This window comes from Ottowia caeni, from assembly GCF_050821495.1.
Taxonomy (GTDB): Bacteria; Pseudomonadota; Gammaproteobacteria; order Burkholderiales; family Burkholderiaceae_C; genus Ottowia; species Ottowia caeni.
Window position 1 is genome coordinate 642,607 of the sequence record NZ_CP151080.1, and the last position, 21,544, is coordinate 664,150.

The window sequence follows — 21,544 nt, forward strand, 5'->3', positions numbered from 1 at the left end:
GGAGTTGCAACTGCGGAGGGCGCGTCGCATTGCATTTTTTCCGTCGCAGCAATGAGTATTTAAGTTTACTATAAACTTTAGGGCATCCCTAGGAGCTCATTGAGTAGCATTGGCACCAGCGCTCAGATGGCAGGGTTTAATTCTTTTGTATGCCTGTGATGAGACACCAGCTGAGCCAGCACGGCGGAAGACGCGGTAGCCCTCGGGCCGCTGGTTCGGCTCGTGAATGCAATCGGCACGCGCGCTCCCAGCACAATGCCCGAACCCATGGCGCCCGCCAAGTATTCAAGCTGCTTGGCCAGCATGCTGCCGCTTTCCAGGTCCGGTACGGCCAAAATGTCGGCTTGCCCGGCCACAGGCGACTCTATTTTCCTGATCATGGCCGCTTCTGCGGAAATGGCGTTGTCAAAGGCCAAGGGGCCATCCAGCAGACCATCGCGGATTTGCCCCCGATCGGCCATTTTGCAGAGGGCAGCTGCGTCCAGAGTGGAAGGCATGCTGGAGCTGACGTTCTCCCCCGCTGAGAGCAAAGCAACTCGCGGCAACTCGACCCCCAGTATGCGGGCCAGATCGATGGCGTTCTGCACGATATCTGCTTTTTCTTCCAGGCTCGGTCGGATGTTGTACGCAGCGTCGGTGAGGAGCAGAGGCTTGCTGTAAAGCGGCACATCAAAACGGAACACATGTGACAGGCGTCGCCCGGTCTGCAGTTCCTTTCGCGCAAGAACGGCCTGGATCAGTTCGTCGGCGCTCAGGCTGCCTTTCATCAGGCTATCCACCTCGCCAGTCGCGGCCATCCCGGCGGCATGGTCGGCGGCCGCGTGGCTATGCGGCATGTTGACGATCTTCATGCCATTCAGATCGAGACTGAATTCCTCGGCGATCGCGCGTATGCGCGCCTCGGGCCCGATCAGCACCGGCTCCAGCAGTCCGTGGCTGGCGGCGACCACCACGCCCGAAAGAGTGCCCTCGTCACAGGGATGCGCCACAGCGCAGCGCACCGCCGGGATGTTTTTGACGAGGGCGAGGAGGTTCTTGAACCGGGCCTCGGGGTCGAAGACTTCAATCAGCGGCACGCTGCCTCTCGGCATGCGGATTTTGTGCGGTGGCGCAAGCACCCGAGCGACGCCGTTGACAACGCGCTCTCCCTTCTGGTTGAACGCTTCGCAAGATAACTCGACGATCTTCTTGCGCTCGTCCTTGGAGGTGACGGTGGCGCTGACCGTGAGTGTGTCACCGATGCGAACCGGGCGCGAGAAATGCAGGGCTTGGTCAAGGTAGATGGTGCCGGTACCCGGAAACTCGGTGCCCAGCAACGCAGAAATCAGCGCGCCGCTCCACATGCCGTGGCCGATCACGCCCTGGAACATGGTTCCGTTGGCGTATTCCTCGTTCAGATGGGCCGGGTTGGTATCGCCGGAGACCGCCGCGAAAGCCTGGATGTCCTTCAGGGTCAGGGTTCGCAGCAGGCGGGCACTTTGGCCGATCTCCAGTTCTTCAAAGGTGTGGTTCTCGACAAAGTCGTTGACATTGCTCATTACAAAAGTTTCATTTCAGTGTTGCGCAGAGTGCGCAGGCGGGCGAGCAAGTCCTCGTCGATCACGCTCTCGGTGGCGACCATGCCGGCATAGACCAACCCTTCGTTCCCGTCCAGCGTGATCACGTCGCCCTCAGACAACTCCTGCTGTCCGATCTGCACGCTTCGGTGTGCCTCGTCGATGTGCAGCTCGTCGCAGGCGACCAGGCAGACCTTGTTCATCTGGCGCGCCACCACGGCGGCGTGAGAAGTTCTCGCGCCACGCTGTGTCAGCAGCCCGGCGGCAGAGTCTAGCGCGGCGATGTCGCTGGTCTGGGCGTCCTGACGGACCAGCAGTGCGTACTCTTTTTCCACGTGATCCTCAGTAGGAGTGAATTCCCTGGAATCATCCAGCCGATATGTGGCGTCAGAGTGACAAGCGCTTGAAGGCTGAAAATCCGCCCAGTAAATCTGGAATTCAAACATCACAGGCCCCGGATCAATAACTCCCTTCGGTCGGTGGCAGAAAGGCCTCACGAGAAACAAGAGCCTCGTTCTTCTTCCCTCTCCCTTCGGGGGGAGGGCCAGGGTGAGGGCGGCGGCGTGTGATCTGCGGCGGGCATTTTTTTGTGGCCTGCACGGTGAATGGAAGCGATCCGCGCTTTTAAACGATGGACAGCGCGCGAGCGCGCTCCCTCACCCCCACCCTCTCCCGAAAGGAGAGGGAGCCCATCGCCACTGCGGCACCACAGAAGCCGCTCCAAAGACAGGGGCGATGGAGGCCGTTTTGGGCTTCCAAAGTTTTGTTTCTCATGTGCGCTTAGGCTGTTTGTGCCTCCTGACCGACTGTCTTACCGAGCGATTGAGTGGTTTTTGCACCAAGGTGGTGCAAAAAACCGGGGGTGAGCTTTTTCCATGCCCCTAATGCGTGCCGTGGTGCGCATGCTGGCTTGATCTTCGACTCGTCATTCCCTGTTCGCCGGCCACCGCGGAGGCGAGATCCAGTGCACCCTCTCCAACGAAAAGATGCCGTCAGTTTCAAGTTGGCATGCTCTGTGCGTATGTCCTGCCGGGAGTACTGAAACATTCTGGAGCAAGCATGACCACCACTTACATCACACCTCACAAACTCTGCGCGGGCATGGTCCTGCTGGCCGCCTCCATCGGGGCTTCGGCGCAAACTGCTGCGCCTCAGGCTGAGGCTCCGGCTGCTGCGGCCGAGCCGGTCAGCTCGCTGTCTTTCAACGTGGGCCTGGTGAGCGACTATCGGTACCGCGGCATTTCGCAAAGCAGACTCAAGCCTGCCATCTCTGGCGGCGCGGACTATTCGCATGCCAGCGGCTTGTACGTGGGCACTTGGCTGAGCTCGATTCAGTGGATCAAGGATGCCGGCGGCGATGGGTCTGTCGAGTGGGATGTGTACGGCGGCTACAAAGGGACCGCCGGCCCGATCGGGTACGACGTGGGTGTGCTGCGCTATCAATATCCCAGCAACGCACTGGCGGTGAGCGCCAACACCACCGAACTTTATGGCGCGGTGACCTGGGAAATGCTCACGGTGAAATATTCGCACTCGGTGACTAACTTGTTTGGCTTCAGCGACAGCAAGAACAGCGGCTACCTTGATTTGTCGGCCAACTTCGATCTGGGCAACGGCTGGTCGCTGACGCCGCATGTGGGTCACCAGTGGATCAAGAACAACAACGATGCCGCGTACACCGACTACGCGATCACGTTGGGCAAGGATTTCGGTAACGGGTTCTCCGCCAGCGCCGCCATTGTGGGCACGGATGCCAGCAAGGCGCTCTACGCGACGCCGTCCGGTCGTTTCACGGGGCGCACGGGCGTCGTGGTTGGCGTCAAGTACAGCTTCTAAGCACAGCTTTTGATCCAGGAGCAAACATCATGAAAATGATCACAGCCATCATCAAGCCGTTCAAGCTTGAGGAAGTGCGCGAGGCGCTTTCCGCCTTGGGCGTGCAGGGCATCACGGTGACCGAGGTCAAGGGATTCGGTCGCCAAAAAGGGCATACGGAGTTGTATCGCGGCGCTGAGTACGTGATTGACTTTCTGCCCAAGGTCAAGATCGAGGCGGCGGTGGATGCGGCCATCGTCGATCAGGTCATTGAGGCCATCGAGACCTCGGCGCGCACCGGAAAAATTGGTGACGGAAAGATCTTCGTGACCAGTCTTGAACAGGTGGTGCGCATTCGTACTGGTGAAACCGGCACAGACGCTCTGTGAACTCAGAAAGTAGCATCATGAAACGCCTCTTTTCTTCTCTCATTTTCGGGCTGGGCTTGCTCGGGGGGCAGCCGCCATGGCTGCCGATGCACCGAAGGTGGATTCTGGCGACACCGCCTGGATGCTCACCTCCACCTTGCTGGTGATTTTGATGATCATTCCGGGCCTGGCGCTTTTCTACGGTGGCCTGGCGCGCAGCAAGAACATGCTCAGCGTGCTGATGCAGGTGTTTGTCATCTTCTCGCTGATCAGCTTGCTGTGGGCCTTCTATGGCTACAGCCTGACCTTCAGCGGCGACGGCAACTTCATCGGCGGCTTCGACAAGCTCTTTCTCAAGGGCGTGACGCAAGAGACCTTTGGCGCGCTGCCCACCATTCCTGAGTACGTGTTCGTTGCGTTCCAGGGTACGTTCGCGGCCATTACCGTGGCCCTGATCGTGGGTTCCTTTGCCGAGCGGATCAAGTTCAGCGCGGTGGTGCTGTTCTCAGCACTGTGGTTCACTTTCAGCTACCTGCCCATTGCACACATGGTGTGGGGCGGTGGTCTGCTGGGCAAGGACGGCGCGCTGGATTTTGCCGGCGGCACCGTGGTGCACATCAACGCGGGTATCGCTGGTCTGGTGGGTGCCTACATGCTGGGCAAACGCCTTGGGTTTGGCCGTGAGGCGTTCACGCCACACTCGCTCACGCTGACCATGGTGGGTGCTTCCCTGCTGTGGGTGGGCTGGTTTGGCTTCAACGCTGGTTCGGCCGGTGCTGCCAACGCCAACGCAGGTCTGGCCTTTGTCAACACCGTGCTGGCCACCGCAGGGGCTACGCTGGCCTGGTGCGCCGGAGAAGCTCTGCATAAAGGCAAGGCCTCCATGCTGGGCGCTGCATCTGGCGCCGTGGCCGGGTTGGTGGCAGTCACGCCGGCGGCTGGCTTCGTCGGACCCATGGGTTCCATTGTCATCGGTGCCTTGGCAGGCTTCGTGTGTCTGTGGGGCGTGAGCGGCCTGAAGCGCATGCTGGGTGCTGACGATGCCTTCGACGTCTTTGGCGTACACGGCGTGGGTGGGATCATCGGCGCCATCCTGACCGGAGTGTTTGCATCGCAAGGCCTGGGTGGCACTGGCGGCTTGACACCTGATACCTTCGCCATGGGCCCGCAGGTCTGGATCCAGGTCAAGAGCGTGCTGCTGACGGTGGTCTGGTCGGGCGTGGTCTCTTACTTGGCCTACAAGATCGTTGACCTGCTGCTTGGTCTGCGTGTAAGCGAAGAGCAAGAGCGCCAAGGGCTGGACATCAGCAGCCACGGCGAGACGGCTTACAACCGTTGATCTGTCAAACGCTCGGCGCTTGTTCCGGCGCCGAGTGGGGTTCTCCAAGGGGAAAATTTTCAGCCCGCCACGTGCGGGCTTTTTTACACTGGAGGCGGCTCGAAGGCCGCTTATGATTGCAGGATGGATGCAGAATTAGCTTCGGTGATCGGCAAGGTTCAAAAAGCCGCCGAGCGTTCTCGCCCGCTGCGCATCCGAGGCGGGGGAACAAAGGACTTCTACGGGCAAATTCTGCACGGCGAGTTGCTCGACACGCGTCCGCTGGCGGGCATTGTCAGCTACGAACCGAGCGAGTTGGTCGTGACAGTTCGGGCGGGCACGCGTGTGAGGGATCTGGAAGATCTCCTGGCTGAAAAGGGTCAGTGCCTGCCCTTTGAACCTCCACGGTTCGGGGTAACCAGCACCGTTGGCGGCATGGTGGCAGCTGGTTTGTCCGGTCCTGCCCGAGCCAGCGTGGGGAGCCTGCGCGACTATGTTCTGGGCGTGCAAATCATCAACGGCAACGGCGAGCTGCTCACTTTCGGCGGGCAGGTCATGAAGAATGTCGCCGGCTACGATGTCAGCCGGTTGATGGCCGGCTCCATGGGAACGCTGGGCGTGATCGTGCAGGTCAGTCTGAAGGTGTTGCCCATCCCCCCGCCGAAGGCACGCTGGCATTTGAGTTGAGTGAAACCAGCGCGCGCCAGCAGCTCAATCGCTGGGGCGGGCAAGCTTTGCCACTGAACGCCAGTTGCTGGGCAGACGGAGTGCTGCTGGTGCGCTTGCGGGGCGCGCAGGCTGCAGTGGCCGCGGCGCGCAAGATCATGGGAGGTCAGTTGGTTGAGCGGGATGCGGCTCGCCACTGGGCTTCGTTGCGTGACCAGACACTGCCCTTTTTTCGGCTGGATTACGGTGACGCGTTGTGGCGTGTGAGCATGCCCGACACGGCCACCCCCTGAACCTGGGTCCTACGCTCATCGAGTGGCACGGTGCGCAGCGCTGGGTCAAACTGCCTCCACAACACAGCGCACGCGTGCGCGAGGCCGCTTCCCGGGCGGGCGGACATGCCACGCTGTTTCGCGGTGGCGACGGGCGAACCCCTGTGTTCACGCCGCTGACCGAGCCATTGGCGCGTATCAGCCGAGCCCTGAAGCACGAGTTTGATTCTGCAGGCATTTTCGGAGCCGGCCGCATGTTTCTGGATTTCTGAAGAATGCATACCCATCTCGCACCTGAATTCCAGAACACGCCCGATGGCCGTGAGGCTGAATCGATCCTGCGCAAGTGCGTGCATTGCGGCTTTTGCACGGCCACTTGTCCCACCTATCAGCTCCTGGGCGACGAGCTGGATGGCCCGCGCGGTCGCATCTACCTGATCAAGCAGGTGCTGGAGGGGGAAACGCCCACGCGCGAGACTCAGCTGCATCTTGACCGGTGCCTCACCTGTCGCAATTGTGAAACGACCTGTCCCAGTGGCGTTCAGTATGGGCATCTGGTGGATATTGGCCGCAAGATCGTCGACGCCAAGGTGCCGCGCCCACCATCTGAGCAACGCTTGCGTGGGGTCTTGCGCACTGGGCTTTCATCACCGCTTTTTGGGCCGGCGATGCGTCTGGGGCAGTCGGTGCGGGGCTTGCTGCCTGTAGCGTTGCGTGCCAAGGTGCCACCCCGTCAGGATGCTGGCACATGGCCGAAGCGTAAGCATGCGCGCAAGGTGCTCATGCTGGAAGGGTGTGTGCAACCGTCCATGGCGCCCAACATCAATCGCGCCACGGCGCGGGTGCTGGATGCCGCGGGCATTCAGGTGGTTTTGCCGCGCAGTCAGGGCTGCTGTGGTGCGGTGCGCTTTCATCTGAACGATCAGGACGGCGCGCGGCGCCAGATGCGTCGCAACATCGATGCATGGTGGCCCCACATCGAATCGGGCCGCGTAGAGTCCATCGTGATGAACGCCTCCGGCTGTGGAGCGGCGGTCAAAGATTACGCCCATGCGCTGAAGGACGATCCGCGCTACGCGAGCAAGGCTGAGCGCGTGAGCGCCTTGACACGTGATCTGAGTGAACTGCTACCGGATATAGCGGCGGCGCTCGCGGGCAAGCTTGCGCCGCCCGCAGGTGCCGTGGTGTTTCACCCGCCTTGCACCTTGCAGCACTGGCAGCAACTGAGTGGTGGAGTGGAGCAGCATCTCCGGAAGCTGGGTTTCGAGGTAAGACTGGCGCCTGTCGAGTCGCACCTGTGCTGCGGTTCAGCGGGCACCTATTCGGTATTGCAGCCAGAACTGGCGACCAGGTTGCGCGACCGCAAGCTCGGCCACGTGCTGGGCGAGCGGGTGGCTGATCAGCCCGCCGTGATCGCCTCAGCCAACATCGGTTGCATCACACACCTGCAATCGGGCACCGAGGTGCCTGTTCGGCACTGGGTTGAGTTGTTGGACGAGAGCCTGCCGCGCGCCTGACAATCAGGTGGGTGAAGCGGGCGCTGCCGCCAGAGCGGCTTCAATGTCTTTCTCAAGGGATTGAGGCTTGTCCTGCGGTGCATAACGCCGAATGACGTGACCATCCCGGCCGATCAGGAACTTGGTGAAATTCCACTTGATGGCCTGGCTGCCCAGCAGGCCGCGTGCCTCTGACTTAAGCCATTGAAACAGAGGGTCGGCCCCTGCGCCATTGACTTCTATCTTGGCCATCATCGGAAAATCCACACCGTAGTTACGCTGGCAGAATGCGCCGATCTCGGAGTTGCTGCCCGGGTCTTGGCCGCCGAATTGATTGCACGGGAACCCAATGACCGAAAGACCCCGGGCGGCGTACTTCTCATGCAATGCCTGAAGCCCGGCAAACTGCGGCGTGAAGCCGCAGGCGCTGGCGGTGTTGACGATCAGCACAACCCGGCCCGCCAGATCAGACAGGGCGAATGGCTGGCCATCCAGCGTTGTCACCGTAAAGAGGCCGAGGCCGGCGGAGTCGGGTGTGTGCGTGTTGGTCATGGGGGTCACGGCCGGTTTACCTGTGTCCACGATCGCTGCGGGCAATGGCCATCAGGCGCTTGACTTCTATCGGGTGGCGACGCAGGTTGTAAAGGTGCCAGATCTGGATCACGACCATGATGGCAGTCACCAGCAAGCCAAACCAGGCTACAGCCGCGAACGCCGACAAGCCGGCCTTGGTAGATGCGCTGTAGATAAACCCCAAGGCCAGAATGCAGGCCTGCTCATTGAAGTTCTGCACTGCGATCGAACGGCCGGCGCCCATCAGGTTGTGGCCACGGTGCTGTAGTAGCGCGTTCATGGGGACCACCAGGAAGCCCCCCAGCCCGCCCAGAAGTATGAGAAAGGGGATTGCTATCCATAGTCTGTCAATGAAGATCAACGCCACTACCAGCAAACCCATGAGCATGCCCAGGGGCATCACGGTCGTGGCCCGGTCGAGCCGCATGCGCATGGAGGCCCATACGGCGCCTACTGCGGTGCCAATGGCCACCACGCCGACCAGGCTGGAAGCCTGCGACACACTATAGCCCAGAGCGGCGGCGGCCCAGGCCAGGACGAGGTAGCGCAAATTCCCGCTGACACCCCAGAAAAGTGTGGTGGTAGCCAGCGAGATCTGACCCAGACGGTCATTCCACAGGCGCGAGTTGCAGCGCCAGAAATCTGGCAACAGGACGAACAGGTTGCGCGGAAGAGGCCTTAGTGGAACATTGGTGCGGGGAATACCTGTGTTGATGGTCGCCGCCAAAACATAAATGCCCATGATGACCGTGATGGCCGCTTCGGCTGGAGTGTCCACCCCAGTGCTAAACCATGGGAAATCAAAGCTCAGCAAATAATCCGACACACCCGTGCTGACCAACTGCCCACCGAGCAGGACGCCCAGAATGATCGATGCGATGGTCAGGCCTTCGATCCAGCCATTGGCCTTGACCAGTTGAGAAGGTGGCAGCAGTTCAGTCAGGATGCCGTACTTGGCGGGCGAATAGGCAGCTGCTCCCAGCCCCACGATGGCATATGACAGCAACGGGTGTGAGCCAAAAAGCATGGCCGCGCAGCCGACGGCCTTGATGGCGTTGCTGAAGAACATGACGCGCCCCTTGGGTTGCGCGTCTGCGAAGGCGCCCACCAGAGGAGCGAGCACGACATAGAAAAACGCAAAAATGGGCACCAGGGCTGCCGTTTGCCAATCCGCGGCACCGGCGTGCCTGAGCAGGGCGATCGCAGCGATAAAAATAGCGTTGTCAGCCAGCGAGCTGAAAAACTGCGCCGACATGATGACGTAGAAGCCGCGCTTCATGCGAGACACCGGCAGCACAAGTAAGCCGGCGGAAGCCCGGCCAGCGCTTGATGGATCACGGGGATGAGCCTGAAGCGGCTAGCCAACCCGGCAGGAGACATGAACAATGTGTTTTTCAAACGAATGCGGAGTTATAGCACGCTGTTACGAGTCATCACGGATCAGGCAGGCTCGGAAATCGTAAACACGCTCTCGGAGTGCCAAAATGATGCCTTGTCCAAAGTGAGCGCCGAGCTTCTCAAGATCATCCCATGCCGCGTCCGATCCAGGCCACCATCCACACATCCGCTCTTCGTCATAACATTCAGCGTCTTCGCCTGGCCGCACCTGGGGCTCGGGTGTGGGCGATTGTCAAAGCCAATGCCTACGGCCATGGCATTGAGCGTGCCTTCGAGGGGCTGCGCGGAGCCGATGGCTTCGCCATGCTTGATCTGGACGAAGCACGTCGCGTGCGTGACCTCGGCTGGCGCGGTCCGATCCTGCTGCTCGAAGGCGCGTTTGAGCCGCGCGATCTGGAGCTGTGCTCTCGCCTGCAGCTGTGGCACGTAGTGCACCACGACGACCAGATCGACTGGCTGGCTATGCACAAGACCCATGCGCCACAGCGTGTTTTTCTGAAGCTCAACTCGGGCATGAATCGACTTGGTTTCACACCTGAACGTTACCGCGCCGCTTATGCACGCCTGGCGGCGTTGTCTCAGGTCGATGAGATTTCGCACATGACCCATTTCAGCGATGCTGACGGGGACAAGGGCATTGCTGCCCAGTGGAGCCAGTTCCAGCGTGCGACCGAGGGGCTGCCTGGCGAGCGCAGCCTGTGCAACAGTGCGGCCACCTTGCGCCATGGCATGCAGCCGGACATTCGCGGCGACTGGGTGCGCCCCGGCATTGCCTCGTATGGCTCGTCACCTGATTTCCCAACGCATGACATCAAGGACTGGGGCTTGCGGCCCAGCATGACGTTGTCTTCAAAAATAATAGCGGTTAATCAGCTGGAGGCAGGGGGCACCGTAGGGTATGGGTCGCTTTTCACGGCCGATGTGCCCATGCGCACAGGCGTGGTGGCCTGCGGTTACGCTGACGCCTACCCACGTCATGCGCCCACAGGCACCCCTGTGCTGGTCGAGGGCGTGCGTACCCGTACCCTGGGCCGCGTAAGCATGGACATGATCGTCGTGGATCTCACGCCCGTTCCTCAGGCGCGTTGTGGGAGCGAAGTCACTTTGTGGGGCTGCGGCCCTAACGGTGCGATTTTGCCGATCGACGAGGTCGCCCAGGCCGCTGGCACCGTGGGTTATGAGCTGATGTGCGCTTTGGCACCCCGCGTGGGCGTGTCCGTTGATGAAGACGCGGATGTTGGCTGAGCATGCGTGCCCCTTGAAGTCATAGGGCGGGAGACTCTTTCAGCATCTACTTCAGGAATCCGTCGTACCCGGTCTTCAAGATCAGCGCGCCGACGACCACAATAAACACCCCGCGCACGAAGCCGGTGCCGTGTTTCAAGGCCAGTCGCGTGCCGATGAGGCTGCCCACCACGTTGGCAACCGCCATGACCAGCCCGATATGCCACCAAATGTGCCCCTTGGCCGCAAAGAGCGACAGGGCTGATATGTTGGTGGCCACATTCAGCAGCTTGGCAGAGGCCGAGGCATTGAGAAAGTCATAGCCTAGAAGCCGCACAAAGAGAAAGATGAAAAAGCTGCCGGTGCCAGGGCCGAAGAAGCCGTCGTACCAGCCAATCACCAGCCCGATGATGCAGGCGATCACGGTTTCGCGCCGAGGGGTGTGGCGCGGGGCGTGTGTATGGCCCAGATCTTTCTTGGCCAGCGTATAGACCAATACCGCTAGCAAGATGAGGGGTAGCAGGCGGCGCAGGAAGTCCGGGTTGATCAGGGTCACGTGCCAGGCGCCGAAGAAGGCGCCCACCAGTGCTGCGCCGGCTGCGGGTAGCAGGGCGCGCCAGCGCATCTGGACGCGCCGGCTGTATTGCGCGGTGGCAATGGCTGTTCCCCATACCGATGCACTCTTGTTGGTGCCGAACAGGGTGGCCGGCGCTGCATTGGGGAAGGTGGCAAAGAGCGCAGGCACCAATATCAGGCCACCGCCTCCCACGATCGAGTCGACTAGTCCGGCTAGAAGCGAAGCCAGAGAGACAAAGAGCAGTTCCATGGCGGAAGTGTAGGGGTGGTCAGCAGGCAAAAAAAGGACGCCTCGAAAGGCGCCCTTTATGAGCCATTTGAAATGGATTTTGTATTCTGTGATTCTTGTTGGTCTGGCTGTCTCCTCGGCCCTCTGGCACCGCGATACTTGCTGCAGCGCCTGAATGCTGCGACTCTAACAGCCTCTTGTCCCGCACCATATTGGGACTTTCCCCGAACCCGAATCAACTGAAATGCACTAATTCGGCTATTTTTGTTCTCGAATTGACAACTTTTGGAGTTATTTTGACTGTGACTGGTTTTCCAGTTGCGGAAGCATCGAGCCCTCGCCCAATTGCAGCAGGCCACTCTTGGCGTACACCGCGAGCTTGCTCCGCGTATCGATGATGTCCAGATTGCGCATTGTCAGCTGGCCGATGCGGTCTTGCGGGGTAAAGGGCGCGTTTTCCACTTTTTCCATGGACAGGCGTTCGGGTGCGTAAGTGAGGTTGGGCGACTCGGTGTTGAGTAGGCTGTAGTCGTTCCCGCGGCGCAGTTCCAGCGTCACTTCGCCGGTGATTGCTCGCGCCACCCAGCGTTGTGCGGTTTCTCGCAGCATGATGGCTTGCGGATCAAACCAGCGGCCTTGGTAAAGCAGGCGGCCCAGCTTGAGGCCGTTCATGCGGTACTGCTCAATGGTGTCTTCATTGTGAATACCCGTGACCAGTCTCTCATACGCAATGTGCAGCAAAGCCATGCCCGGTGCTTCGTAAATGCCCCGACTCTTGGCTTCGATGATGCGGTTCTCGATCTGGTCGCACATGCCCAGGCCATGGCGGCCGCCAATGCGGTTGGCCTCCAGGAACATTTCTACCGGGTCAGAGATTTCCTTGCCGTTGAGGGCGACCGGCAGCCCGTCTTCAAAGCGCACGCGCACTTCCTCGGCCTTGACTTCCACCTCTGGCTTCCAGAAGGCCACGCCCATGATCGGGTTGACAATGCGGATGCCGCTGGAAAGCTCTTCCAGATCTTTGGCCTCATGGGTGGCGCCCAGCATGTTCGAGTCGGTCGAATATGCCTTTTCTGTCGACATCTTGTAGCCAAAACCGGCCTTCTGCATGAATTCCGACATTTCCTTGCGGCCGCCCAGTTCATCAATGAAGCTCTGGTCCAGCCAGGGCTTGTAGATTCTCAGGGATGGGTTCGCGAGCAGGCCGTAACGATAGAAGCGTTCAATGTCATTGCCCTTGAACGTGCTGCCATCGCCCCAGATATTGACGTCATCTTCCTTCATGGCGTTTACCAGCATGGTGCCGGTGACCGCGCGGCCTAGCGGTGTGGTGTTGAAGTAGGTCGCGCCCGCGCTGCGCACATGGAAGGCTCCGCACTGGAGCGCGGCGATGCCTTCATTGGCCAGTTGGGTGCGGCAGTCGATCAGGCGTGCCTTTTCTGCGCCATATTCCATCGCCTTGCGCGGGATGGCGTCATAGTCTTCTTCGTCAGGTTGACCGAGGTTGGCGGTATAGGCGTAGGGAACAGCGCCTTTCTGGCGCATCCAGAGCAGCGCGGCACTCGTGTCGAGGCCGCCCGAAAAGGCGATGCCGACCTTCTGGCCGACGGGCAAGGTTTGCAGGATGGTGGATGACATGACGGTATTTCTGAGAAAAAAGTCTTCGGGCTTTCGCAGCCCAAACACGAATGGCACTTACTTGTGACAAGAGCGACTACTTCGACAGGGCCTGTCTTTGTAGGAGCGGCTTTAGCCGCGATGGCCCTCAAACACGCGATGCTTTTGTGGAAACGCTGCCGTTCGCGGCTAAAGCCGCTCCTACAGACTCTCGCTACGATTCTAAATTTGTCCTAAGCAATTGCCGTTCGCCCTAACCCCTTATTGTCCTTCTTATTGAAAGAGGCCATTCATCCCTAGGCAGGCGCTGCATGGATGAGTGTCTGCGGAGCGGTTTCAGCCGCGATGCATGTCTTCTCGCGACTGAAACCTAAGCTGATAGCTTCGCGAAAATCAGCGAAACAGGTTGCAAACCGCGCAGCTGAAGTCGCTCATTCAACCGCACATGATCGATACGGTCTTCGTGTTCAGGTACGCATCCAGTGCTTCCGGGCCGCCTTCAGAGCCGTAGCCGGAATCTTTGACGCCTCCAAACGGCAACTCCGGCCAGGGTGCAGCCGGCTGGTTGACCCACAGCATGCCGACTTCCACCGAGTGCGAAAGCTGGTGCGCATTCTTCAGTGAGCGGGTGAAGGCGTAGCCCGCCAGACCCCAGGGCAGGCGATTGGCTTCCTTAATGGCCTCGGACAAGTCATCGAAGCCGCGTACGGCCGCCATGGGGCCAAAGGGTTCATGGTTGACCACGTCTGCGTCCAGGGGGACGTCGGCCAGGAGGGTGGGCGCGAAGAAGTTGCCAGAGGTGCCGATGCGCTCGCCACCGGCGACTAGGCGGGCGCCCTTGGCGACGGCGTTTTCGGTCAACTGCTGCATGGCGGCGAGCCGACGTTCATTCGCTAGCGGCCCCATCTGAATGCCTTTTTCAAGGCCGTTGCCGACTTTGAGGCCTTTGGCGAGCGCGGCGAAGGCGTCGATGAAGTCGCCCTTCACCTTGTTGTGCACCAGGTAGCGCGTAGGCGAAATGCACACTTGCCCTGCGTTGCGGAACTTGGCGCCTCCCGCGGTTTTTACGGCCAGTTCAATGTCGGCGTCTTCACACACGATCACGGGAGCGTGCCCCCCAAGCTCCATGGTCGAACGCTTCATGTGCAGCCCGGCCAGTGCCGCCAATTGCTTACCCACCGGGGTAGACCCGGTGAAAGTGATCTTGCGGATGACCGGATGCGGAATCAGGTATTCAGAAATCTCGGAGGGCACGCCATACACCAGCCCGATGACGCCTGCGGGCAGACCCGCGTCGGCAAACGCACGGACCAGGGCCGCTGGCGAGGCCGGAGTTTCTTCGGGGCCCTTGACCAGGATCGAGCAGCCAGTGGCCAGCGCGGCTGAGACTTTGCGCACGACCTGGTTGATGGGGAAGTTCCAGGGCGTGAAGGCCGCCACCGGGCCGACGGGTTCCTTGAGCACGCGCTGGTCGGCTGCCAGGTTGCGAGGAGGCACGATACGCCCGTAGGCGCGCCGCCCTTCTTCTGCGAACCATTCGATGATGTCGGCGGCCGAAAGAACCTCGACCCGTGCCTCGGCCAGTGGTTTGCCTTGCTCTTGGGTCATCAGCGTGGCAATGCTGTCGGCCCGCTCGCGCAGCAGGCCGGCGGCGCGGCGCATGACGGCGGAACGCTCTATGGCGGGTGTGGCGCGCCAAGTAGCAAAGCCGCGCTCAGCGGCCGCCAGGGCGCGATCAAGGTCGGGCTTGCGTGCGTGAGCCAGGCGGCCGATCTCCTGTCCCGTTGCGGGGTTGAACACAGGCAGCGTTTCGCCGGCTGCCGAGTCGCACCATTGGTTATCTATGTAGAGCTGGGTATTGGTGTAGGTCATGGGGATGCGCAAGGAAAGACAAATTCATCAAGCATGGGCCAGCCTGCGATCGTCAACACGGGCTGAGAACTGGCTCATTTATCAATGTTAGGGTGTTTGAAGCAAAAAATGCTGCAGAGGGTCTTATCAGTCCCTCTTCTGAATCCATTTGGCGGCTTTTTCAGCCATCATCAGCGTAGGGCTGTTGGTGTTTCCGCTGGTGATCAGAGGCATGGCGCCGGCGTCCACCACCCGCAGCCCTGCGATCACGCCCCCCGCGCCATCGCGCACCTGCATTCGAGGTGTCAATACCGCCATGGGGTCGTCGTCGGTTCCCATCTTCGTGGTGCCAACCGGGTGAAAAATCGTGCTCGCAATGTCGCCGGCGAGCCGGGCGAGCTCTTCGTCGCTCTGGTACTGCGGGCCAGGCTTGAATTCTTCGGGAGAAAACTTTGCCATGGCGGACTGCGCCATGATTCGGCGTGTGACACGAAGGCTGTCAGCGGCTACATGCCGGTCTTCTTCAGTGGCCAGGTAGTTTGGGGCTATGGCGGGGGCGTCTTCAAAACGCGCGCTCTTGATGCGCACTGCGCCGCGGCTAGTGGGGTTCAGATTGCATACGCTGGCGGTGATAGCGGGGAAGCGGTGCAGGGGTTCACCGAACGCATCGAGGCTGAGCGGCTGCACGTGATACTCGATGTTTGGCCACTCAAAGGCTGTTGAAGAGCGCGTGAAGGCCCCCAGCTGGCTCGGAGCCATGCTCATCGGGCCTGATCGGCGCAGAGCGTACTCGATGCCTATCTTGCCTTTGCCCCACAATGTGCTGGCCAATTGGTTCAGTGTTTTGCCACCCTTGATCTTGAACACCGTACGGATTTGCAAGTGGTCTTGCAGGTTGGCACCCACGCCCGGCAGATTGGCCGCCACCTGAATGCCATGCTGCTGCAGCAGATCGGCAGGGCCGACGCCCGACAGTTGCAGGATCTGCGGAGAGCCGATGCTGCCAGCGCTCAGGATCAGCTCGCCGCCCGGCTCCAGGTGCACTTGCGTTAGACCTTCTCCGGTCCAGACCTCTGCGCCGGAGCAACGGAGCTTGCCACCCGCCTCGCTGCCGAGGCTGTCTGCGGGTTCGATGATCAGGCGGCTCACTTGAGCGGCAGTCCATAGCTCGAAGTTGGGGCGCCCATAGCAAGTTGGCCGCAAAAACGCCTTCGCGGCGTTCCAGCGCCACCCAGATTTCTGGTTGACCTCAAAATAGCCCACGCCCTCATTGTTGCCGCCATTGAAGTCGTCGCTGGCGGGAATGCCGGCTTCCTGAGCCGCTGCAGCAAATGCATCGAGCACGTCCCAGCGCAGGCGCTGCTTGTCCACGCGCCATTCGCCGCCATGACCGTGGAGGTCGGAGAAAGCAGGGGAAGCGGTGGGGGGCTGCCCGGTGCTATCTAGTTTGTGGTGATCTTCATGCGCTTTGAAGTCCGGCAGGCAGTTTTCCCATCGCCAGGCGTCTTCGCCCGTGAGCTGCGCCCACCGGTCATAGTCACGCGACTGGCCTCGCATGTAGATCATGCCGTTGATGGAGCTGCTTCCGCCCAGAACCTTGCCACGCGGGTATCGAAGCGTGCGCCCGTTCAAACCGGCAGCGGGTTCGGTCTGATAGAGCCAGTCGGTGCGGGGGTTGCCAATGCAATACAGATAGCCCACGGGAATGTGGATCCAGTGGTAGTCGTCCTTGCGACCAGCCTCAATCAAAAGCACACGTTTGGCCTTATCGCGCGAGAGGCGGTTGGCCAGTAGGCACCCAGCGGTGCCGGCGCCAACAATGATGTAGTCAAAGGTCTGTTCGCTCATACGCAGGCAGGTGCCCTTTCTGTGGTTGCCTCATGAAACTCATGATCTCAGCCAGCCCAGATTATTCAACACGATGGAGGCTCAAGTGTTGCTACCTATCAGAGCTTTCCAGGGGTCTAGCGGCGTCCCGGTGCTCGTGGAGGAAAAAAGCTATCTTTTCTGGAGCGGTTTCAGCCGCGAAGGTCGGGTTGATGGAGGCCGTTCTGGGCTCTGAAATTTTGTTTCTGATGAGACATGGAACCTTTCAATACGTACGGTGACACAAGTGGGCAAGAGGCCTCCAGTGAATCGCGCTGGAACGGCCGAACCACCACATTGAAGAGAGTATGCATATGTTTAAAATTGTCTCAAGCTTATTTGGCACCACCGATTACGGTACAGCGCCGTTCAACACGCGGCATGGCGCTGGGGCCCCCCGTTTTCCTGCGCAATCGAATTCCGGCAGAAACATCGGCGTATCGAACACAGGAACCGACGGCCCACGCTCAGAGGGGCAGACAGGCCGCGTTGACGAGTCGCCAGAAGCAGCCGACCTCACGGCGGCAAAACAGCGGGCGCACAACCAGAGCGCCGGTCAGAATACCCACAATAGTCCGGCTCCTGATGTCGCACCGTCGCTTTCTGGAATTCCTCCGCAGGGCGTACAGCAAAAGGATGAGTCAGCCATGACGAATGACAATGTGGGCGGCCAAACGCAAACAGGGGGAGTAGCGCAGAGCTGGTTTTCCGTGGTGCAGGGCAGTTTCAATGCGGTAGCACCAGCAAGTCAGCGGATGATGCAGGCCACCTATTCTGGAGCTACTAATTTGGCCGCGTACACGGCGCCAGTAATCGGTAAAGGAGCAAAAATTGCCTCTTCTGCCGCGTCCGAGGCGGCTTCTATGGTCATGAAGACCGTAAGCGCTTACCAAAGTAAAAACCTGATTGATGAGCCGGTCCGAGCAATCATGTATATGCGGGAGTGGAAGGCGGCGGCAGAAGGTTTTAATGGCTCTTTGAAGGAGGTCAAAGATTTTGGCGCTTCTGATAAGTCCGTCAGGAAGGTTGTAAATACCCTTGCTGTTTTAAGGGTTGAATCATTTAACAGCGAGTTGGTTAAGAAAGCTGATGGTGAACTTAAGTCACTATTCAATGAAAAATCAAAGAATGCTCATGGTTACATTAGCGTTGATTTGCAGCGCTTGGAATTATTTAATGGGTTGATGAGCCAGTTTGTAAGTTTCATGGGGCAGGAAAAGGAACAATGGCAAGGAGCAAGGGCAGCGCTGATAACGGCGATCTCGGAGTTCCCAGGTAAAGAGGGGTTATTTTCGGTTCCCGATGTGCCAAGCGAATGGAAGGACGTGTCATGTAACCCTGTCAGAGCAATCAATTTGGATGATGGCAGTTCAGATATTGAATCCGTCCAAACGTTGGATATCAGTGGTAAGGGTTCGCCCGAATACGCTGAGTTGGCCGGGTTGATGTTCTGGCTTGAACTGCTCAAGAAGGAGCTTAAATTGGGTTCAACGGTTGATGTGAATGTGGTCAGGGCATTTGAAGCTAAAGCGGCGTTTGATCCCAATCAGGTCGATTAATACTGCGGGCTCTATTCGGGTGGAGGTGCCCGAGGGCGACTACTTCACAGGCAAGAAAACCAGCAGTGGCGCTGCCACCACCCCCTGCACATAGGAGATGGCTGCGCGCCGATAACGCTCGGTCATATAGGTCGCCAGCATGTCCAGCCGGCCGATGATCTTTCCGAACTCACGCTCGAAGCTCAGGTTGCGGCTGTCAGGTGTGAGTTCGTTGGCCAGCAACAATGGCTGGCCTCGGGTGTCACGCCGGGTGTTCAGAATCCAGAGCGCTGTTTCCATGTTGCGCGCGGCGTTGTAGATGTGCTGCGGGTCTATGGAGTCGAGGTAATAAAACTCGCGTTTGCCGTTGTGGGCGGTGACGATGGTGTCTGCGCAGGCAATGATGAAGGCGGCCACGCGGTCGCCCTGGAATTCCACCGATAGCGCCGCCGAAAGCGCTGCCACGTCGCGTCTGCCGCCCAGCGGGGCCCAAGCCAGTTGATCATTCATGACTTGGTAGATTCGCTCCAACGCTGCTTCACGGGTGGTAGATGTTTTTCGCCACTCGGACGGGTTGCGGCGGTAGAGCTTGTCGGCCAGTAGCAGCAGGCTCTGATGGTTGGCGCGCATGGCAGTTGCGGTGACGCGGTTGCCGTCACTTTGCAGCAGTTCGGCTCCATCGAAACTCTGCCCTTGAACTTCCCCTCGCTCGACCGGGGCCTGGCTTGCGCAACCGGCCACCGTCAGTGTGCAGGCAAGACAAAGGGCCGCATGTGCGGCCCTGAGAAGCAGGATAAATTGATTGCTATGAGCTTGGGCGCGCGCAAATGACAAACAAGCGCCCATGCGTGCCAGAGTCGCAGATGAATCAGCCGGCCAAGCGCTTTGATTCGCCCTTGACCCGTTTGGCTGCAGAAGAGGTGGAGGACTCGCTTGTGGACGGATCTGAATTTTCCGTAGTACCGAACGTGATCTCACCAAACAACTGACCTCCTTCTTCAATCACGATCTTGCCATAACGGATCGTGCCAGTGAACGTGCCCGTGGAGAAAATGACCCATTTCTCACGGACTGTCAGAGTGCCCTCGAATTTATGAATTTCGTTTGTGCTGGAGAAGTTGTTGAGCGGGGGTCAGTTGATCACGTGTGCGGGGTTCAGCGTGATGTGCACTTCGGCTCCCCGGCGCGCGATGCCATGGTGATCCGAAGCACGTCCGAGGCGGGACATTTCGTCCAGGATCAGAGATTCGACCGAAAGCGCCTTGGCATACAGCATGTCGTTTTTCTGAGCCTTGGCCTCATTGGCGATGTGCCTTGCCACCTCCAACCCGGCACTGACACCAAATTTTTTCATGCTCTTGGCGACTCCCGATGCCTCGTCGCGGCTGGCGATTCCACTGTTGATCGCGGTATCGAACAAGCTCTTCACGGCTTCGAATGCAGGTGCGAGCGTGCCATTGTACATATGCTCCTGGCGAGTGATGGTAGACGGAGCTTCTCCCGCACCAGCTTTCTGACTGTGATTGAAGTTGGCCACATGATGGATGTTGCGGTCTAGCGACGCAAAGAAGCGCATGAACTTGTCGCCGAGCCCATGGTGAGATTCCGAATTGAAATAGGGAGGACAGCCTGCGGACTCGAACTTGACGAACAGTTCGGGCGTGCCATTGCTGTCGGGCTTGAGTTTGTCAAACAGCATGGTGCCGCCTTGGCCCGGCATGCGTGACTGGAAATCTTCAATGCCGCGCTGCGCCACTTTGGTGCCGAATGTGGGTACGAACCCCAGCACATAGTGTTCGTTTCCATGATCTACCCGCTCCTCATAATGGGTCGACATGCGTGCTGCCGAGGTGGGCGCGTCGTTGAGGAAATCATAGATGCGATGACCTGGATCCTTCATGATGTAGGACCCTGAAGTGGTCATGTCACTTGTGGAAGTGTCGCCTAGAGCATTGCGCAACACGTCTTGTGACGCGGCCGAGGCCATCATGTACCAAGCCAGCGCGCGCGCTGTAAAGGTGTTGCTCGGAACCGAAAGCTGAGCGCCATCAATGGTCAGTTTAAGTGGAGGTTTGCCGCTTGCAGTGGCGGGGTCCTGCAATCCCTTCGCTATGTTTTCACCAGTCACGACCATATCGTGAAGCTCCTGTCTGGTGAGTTGCTTGCCGGTGAGCTCGGAGTGCGCATGGAGCCGATCCATCACGGCGTGGTTATTCGCCATCGACTTGCCCTGTGGCGTGCGCAGCGCGTCAACCAGAGTCTGATTGGCTTGCACATAGCGTTTCTCCGCTTTGGCTTCGCGGGCCTGGTTGCGTTGCTCCGCCGTCACGCCTGTCAATTTCTCACCAGCGGCTTTGCCCAGGGCTGCAAGGCCGAGACCTACTCCGGCGATCAGCGACAGTGGAAGGGTAAACACGAGCAGGATCGCCTGCCCTATTCGCAGCATTCCACTTTGAATCTTGCCGAGCACGGACTGCCCCTCGGCTCTCTGCTCTCCGTTGCCTACCGCCACCTGCCGGCCGGTCAGCGCGCCTTTGCCGGAGACTGATGGTTGTTCTGTTGGGATCTGTGCACGGCTGGAAGCGGCACGGTCAGGTTCTGACAATGACCCGGGAACGTTGCGCAGACGGATTGTTGACAGCATGGACTCAGCGGAGATCGGCATGGGTAGTGTTCCTTTCGATGCGTTTTCAAGATCTCAAATGCGCTGCATTTGGAAGTCCTGCATTCCTGGCGCGGGCTTGCTTTCGACTTCACCTGCGATCCAGCGTTTCCAGAATGAAGCTGTGTCAACGAAAGCGTCAATGGTGGAGGCCAGGGATTCACCGGTAAGGCCATCAATCTGCAACCGTACGGCGCACATGATCTTCTGATCCTCGGGGCTCATGCCAAGTGTGGCGCCGCCCGTTCCAGCCCAAAGGTAATTGGCCTCAAGCAACACTTGCGACACTTTTGGAAGGTCCGCAGCATCGGGTTTGCCGAGCATTGAAAAGCAAACTACTTCACCAATGCTCTCGTCACCTTCGTAATAAATGCTCACGGTAATGTCGTCCACCACGACCTCTTCGGTCTTAAGGAACGCTCCTGCATCTGGCAGACCTACGGCGTCGGCGAAAGCGGAGAGCAATGCAGGATAGGCTGGATTCATAGCCACGAACTCCTTGTATGACATCATTTAAGT

16 protein-coding genes and 2 pseudogenes are annotated in these 21,544 nt (G+C 59.5%); 7 read left to right on the forward strand and 11 right to left on the reverse strand.

Features of this window, described 5'->3' with window-relative positions; genetic code table 11:
* Positions 1-122 precede the first annotated feature (122 nt).
* Positions 123-1,538, reverse strand: a complete 1,416-nt coding sequence (locus AAAK34_RS03045) for a bifunctional enoyl-CoA hydratase/phosphate acetyltransferase (RefSeq protein ID WP_231698365.1) — start codon at positions 1,536-1,538, stop codon at positions 123-125.
* On the reverse strand, positions 1,538-1,891 hold the full coding sequence (locus AAAK34_RS03050; RefSeq protein WP_231698364.1) for a PEP-utilizing enzyme: 354 nt from the start codon (positions 1,889-1,891) through the stop codon (positions 1,538-1,540). The genes AAAK34_RS03045 and AAAK34_RS03050 overlap by 1 nt, the downstream gene beginning before the upstream one ends.
* Before the next feature lie 724 nt (positions 1,892-2,615).
* Here AAAK34_RS03050 and AAAK34_RS03055 point away from each other — a divergent pair.
* The 5 genes and pseudogenes from AAAK34_RS03055 (at position 2,616) to glcF (ending at position 7,512) form a co-directional block, all read left to right on the forward strand.
* Complete coding sequence (locus AAAK34_RS03055) at positions 2,616-3,392, forward strand: TorF family putative porin (protein ID WP_231698363.1); 777 nt, start codon at positions 2,616-2,618, stop codon at positions 3,390-3,392.
* 29 nt (positions 3,393-3,421) lie between these two features.
* A complete protein-coding gene (locus AAAK34_RS03060) occupies positions 3,422-3,760 on the forward strand; it encodes a P-II family nitrogen regulator (RefSeq protein ID WP_231698362.1) in 339 nt (112 codons plus the stop codon).
* Positions 3,761-3,824: 64 nt separating this feature from the next.
* Positions 3,825-5,078 (forward strand): annotated as a pseudogene (locus AAAK34_RS03065) (ammonium transporter); the annotation flags it as partial.
* Positions 5,079-5,201: 123 nt separating this feature from the next.
* Positions 5,202-6,267, forward strand: a pseudogene (gene glcE, locus AAAK34_RS03070) (glycolate oxidase subunit GlcE).
* 3 nt (positions 6,268-6,270) lie between these two features.
* Complete coding sequence (gene glcF, locus AAAK34_RS03075) at positions 6,271-7,512, forward strand: glycolate oxidase subunit GlcF (protein WP_231698359.1); 1,242 nt, start codon at positions 6,271-6,273, stop codon at positions 7,510-7,512.
* A 3-nt stretch (positions 7,513-7,515) separates the two neighbouring features.
* On the opposite strand, the gene AAAK34_RS03080 is transcribed toward glcF, so the two are convergent.
* Together AAAK34_RS03080 and lplT are read right to left on the reverse strand one after the other, a co-directional pair.
* Complete coding sequence (locus AAAK34_RS03080; protein WP_231698370.1) at positions 7,516-8,043, reverse strand: glutathione peroxidase; 528 nt, start codon at positions 8,041-8,043, stop codon at positions 7,516-7,518.
* 16 nt (positions 8,044-8,059) lie between these two features.
* Positions 8,060-9,343, reverse strand: coding sequence for a lysophospholipid transporter LplT (lplT, locus tag AAAK34_RS03085; RefSeq protein WP_231698358.1), 1,284 nt, complete (start codon positions 9,341-9,343; stop codon positions 8,060-8,062).
* A gap of 251 nt (positions 9,344-9,594) precedes the next feature.
* Here lplT and alr point away from each other — a divergent pair, with 251 nt between their 5' ends.
* Entirely contained in the window at positions 9,595-10,707 is a 1,113-nt protein-coding gene (gene alr, locus AAAK34_RS03090; RefSeq protein WP_231698357.1) for an alanine racemase, read from the forward strand.
* 46 nt (positions 10,708-10,753) lie between these two features.
* On the opposite strand, the gene AAAK34_RS03095 is transcribed toward alr, so the two are convergent.
* The 4 genes from AAAK34_RS03095 to AAAK34_RS03110 form a co-directional block, all read right to left on the reverse strand.
* Positions 10,754-11,512 carry a TSUP family transporter gene (locus tag AAAK34_RS03095; protein WP_231698369.1) on the reverse strand — a complete coding sequence of 253 codons (759 nt, stop codon included), beginning with the start codon at positions 11,510-11,512 and terminating at the stop codon, positions 10,754-10,756.
* A gap of 270 nt (positions 11,513-11,782) precedes the next feature.
* On the reverse strand, positions 11,783-13,129 hold the full coding sequence (gene argG / locus AAAK34_RS03100) for an argininosuccinate synthase (RefSeq protein ID WP_231698356.1): 1,347 nt from the start codon (positions 13,127-13,129) through the stop codon (positions 11,783-11,785).
* A 414-nt stretch (positions 13,130-13,543) separates the two neighbouring features.
* Positions 13,544-14,980, reverse strand: a complete 1,437-nt coding sequence (locus AAAK34_RS03105; protein ID WP_231698355.1) for an NAD-dependent succinate-semialdehyde dehydrogenase — start codon at positions 14,978-14,980, stop codon at positions 13,544-13,546.
* A 126-nt stretch (positions 14,981-15,106) separates the two neighbouring features.
* Entirely contained in the window at positions 15,107-16,807 is a 1,701-nt protein-coding gene (locus tag AAAK34_RS03110; RefSeq protein WP_231698354.1) for a GMC family oxidoreductase N-terminal domain-containing protein, read from the reverse strand.
* A 332-nt stretch (positions 16,808-17,139) separates the two neighbouring features.
* Between AAAK34_RS03110 and AAAK34_RS03115 the strand changes: the two genes are divergently transcribed.
* Positions 17,140-18,384 (forward strand): hypothetical protein, encoded by a 1,245-nt coding sequence (locus AAAK34_RS03115; protein WP_231698353.1) that lies wholly within the window; start codon positions 17,140-17,142, stop codon positions 18,382-18,384.
* 39 nt (positions 18,385-18,423) lie between these two features.
* Here AAAK34_RS03115 and AAAK34_RS03120 read toward each other — a convergent pair whose 3' ends face one another.
* The 3 genes from AAAK34_RS03120 to AAAK34_RS03130 all read right to left on the reverse strand — a co-directional run bounded on the left by AAAK34_RS03120 (position 18,424) and on the right by AAAK34_RS03130 (position 21,538).
* Positions 18,424-19,104 carry a hypothetical protein gene (locus tag AAAK34_RS03120; RefSeq protein WP_431777739.1) on the reverse strand — a complete coding sequence of 227 codons (681 nt, stop codon included), beginning with the start codon at positions 19,102-19,104 and terminating at the stop codon, positions 18,424-18,426.
* A 391-nt stretch (positions 19,105-19,495) separates the two neighbouring features.
* Positions 19,496-21,028, reverse strand: coding sequence for a hypothetical protein (locus AAAK34_RS03125; RefSeq protein ID WP_231698351.1), 1,533 nt, complete (start codon positions 21,026-21,028; stop codon positions 19,496-19,498).
* A 33-nt stretch (positions 21,029-21,061) separates the two neighbouring features.
* Positions 21,062-21,538: a CesT family type III secretion system chaperone gene (locus AAAK34_RS03130; RefSeq protein ID WP_431777740.1), complete on the reverse strand. Its 477-nt coding sequence runs from the start codon at positions 21,536-21,538 to the stop codon at positions 21,062-21,064.
* Positions 21,539-21,544 lie beyond the last annotated feature (6 nt).

What these genes read in the sequence shown, in the direction of transcription:
- AAAK34_RS03045 (WP_231698365.1), bottom strand. Translation starts at nt 1,538, where the DNA reads ATGAGCAATGTCAACGACTTTGTCGAGAACCACACCTTTGAAGAACTG.
- AAAK34_RS03055 (WP_231698363.1), top strand. Translation starts at nt 2,616, where the DNA reads ATGACCACCACTTACATCACACCTCACAAACTCTGCGCGGGCATGGTC.
- AAAK34_RS03060 (WP_231698362.1), top strand. Translation starts at nt 3,422, where the DNA reads ATGAAAATGATCACAGCCATCATCAAGCCGTTCAAGCTTGAGGAAGTG.
- glcF (WP_231698359.1), top strand. Translation starts at nt 6,271, where the DNA reads ATGCATACCCATCTCGCACCTGAATTCCAGAACACGCCCGATGGCCGT.
- AAAK34_RS03080 (WP_231698370.1), bottom strand. Translation starts at nt 8,043, where the DNA reads ATGACCAACACGCACACACCCGACTCCGCCGGCCTCGGCCTCTTTACG.
- lplT (WP_231698358.1), bottom strand. Translation starts at nt 9,343, where the DNA reads ATGAAGCGCGGCTTCTACGTCATCATGTCGGCGCAGTTTTTCAGCTCG.
- alr (WP_231698357.1), top strand. Translation starts at nt 9,595, where the DNA reads ATGCCGCGTCCGATCCAGGCCACCATCCACACATCCGCTCTTCGTCAT.
- AAAK34_RS03095 (WP_231698369.1), bottom strand. Translation starts at nt 11,512, where the DNA reads ATGGAACTGCTCTTTGTCTCTCTGGCTTCGCTTCTAGCCGGACTAGTC.
- argG (WP_231698356.1), bottom strand. Translation starts at nt 13,129, where the DNA reads ATGTCATCCACCATCCTGCAAACCTTGCCCGTCGGCCAGAAGGTCGGC.
- AAAK34_RS03105 (WP_231698355.1), bottom strand. Translation starts at nt 14,980, where the DNA reads ATGACCTACACCAATACCCAGCTCTACATAGATAACCAATGGTGCGAC.
- AAAK34_RS03110 (WP_231698354.1), bottom strand. Translation starts at nt 16,807, where the DNA reads ATGAGCGAACAGACCTTTGACTACATCATTGTTGGCGCCGGCACCGCT.
- AAAK34_RS03115 (WP_231698353.1), top strand. Translation starts at nt 17,140, where the DNA reads ATGTTTAAAATTGTCTCAAGCTTATTTGGCACCACCGATTACGGTACA.
- AAAK34_RS03125 (WP_231698351.1), bottom strand. Translation starts at nt 21,028, where the DNA reads ATGCCGATCTCCGCTGAGTCCATGCTGTCAACAATCCGTCTGCGCAAC.
- AAAK34_RS03130 (WP_431777740.1), bottom strand. Translation starts at nt 21,538, where the DNA reads ATGATGTCATACAAGGAGTTCGTGGCTATGAATCCAGCCTATCCTGCA.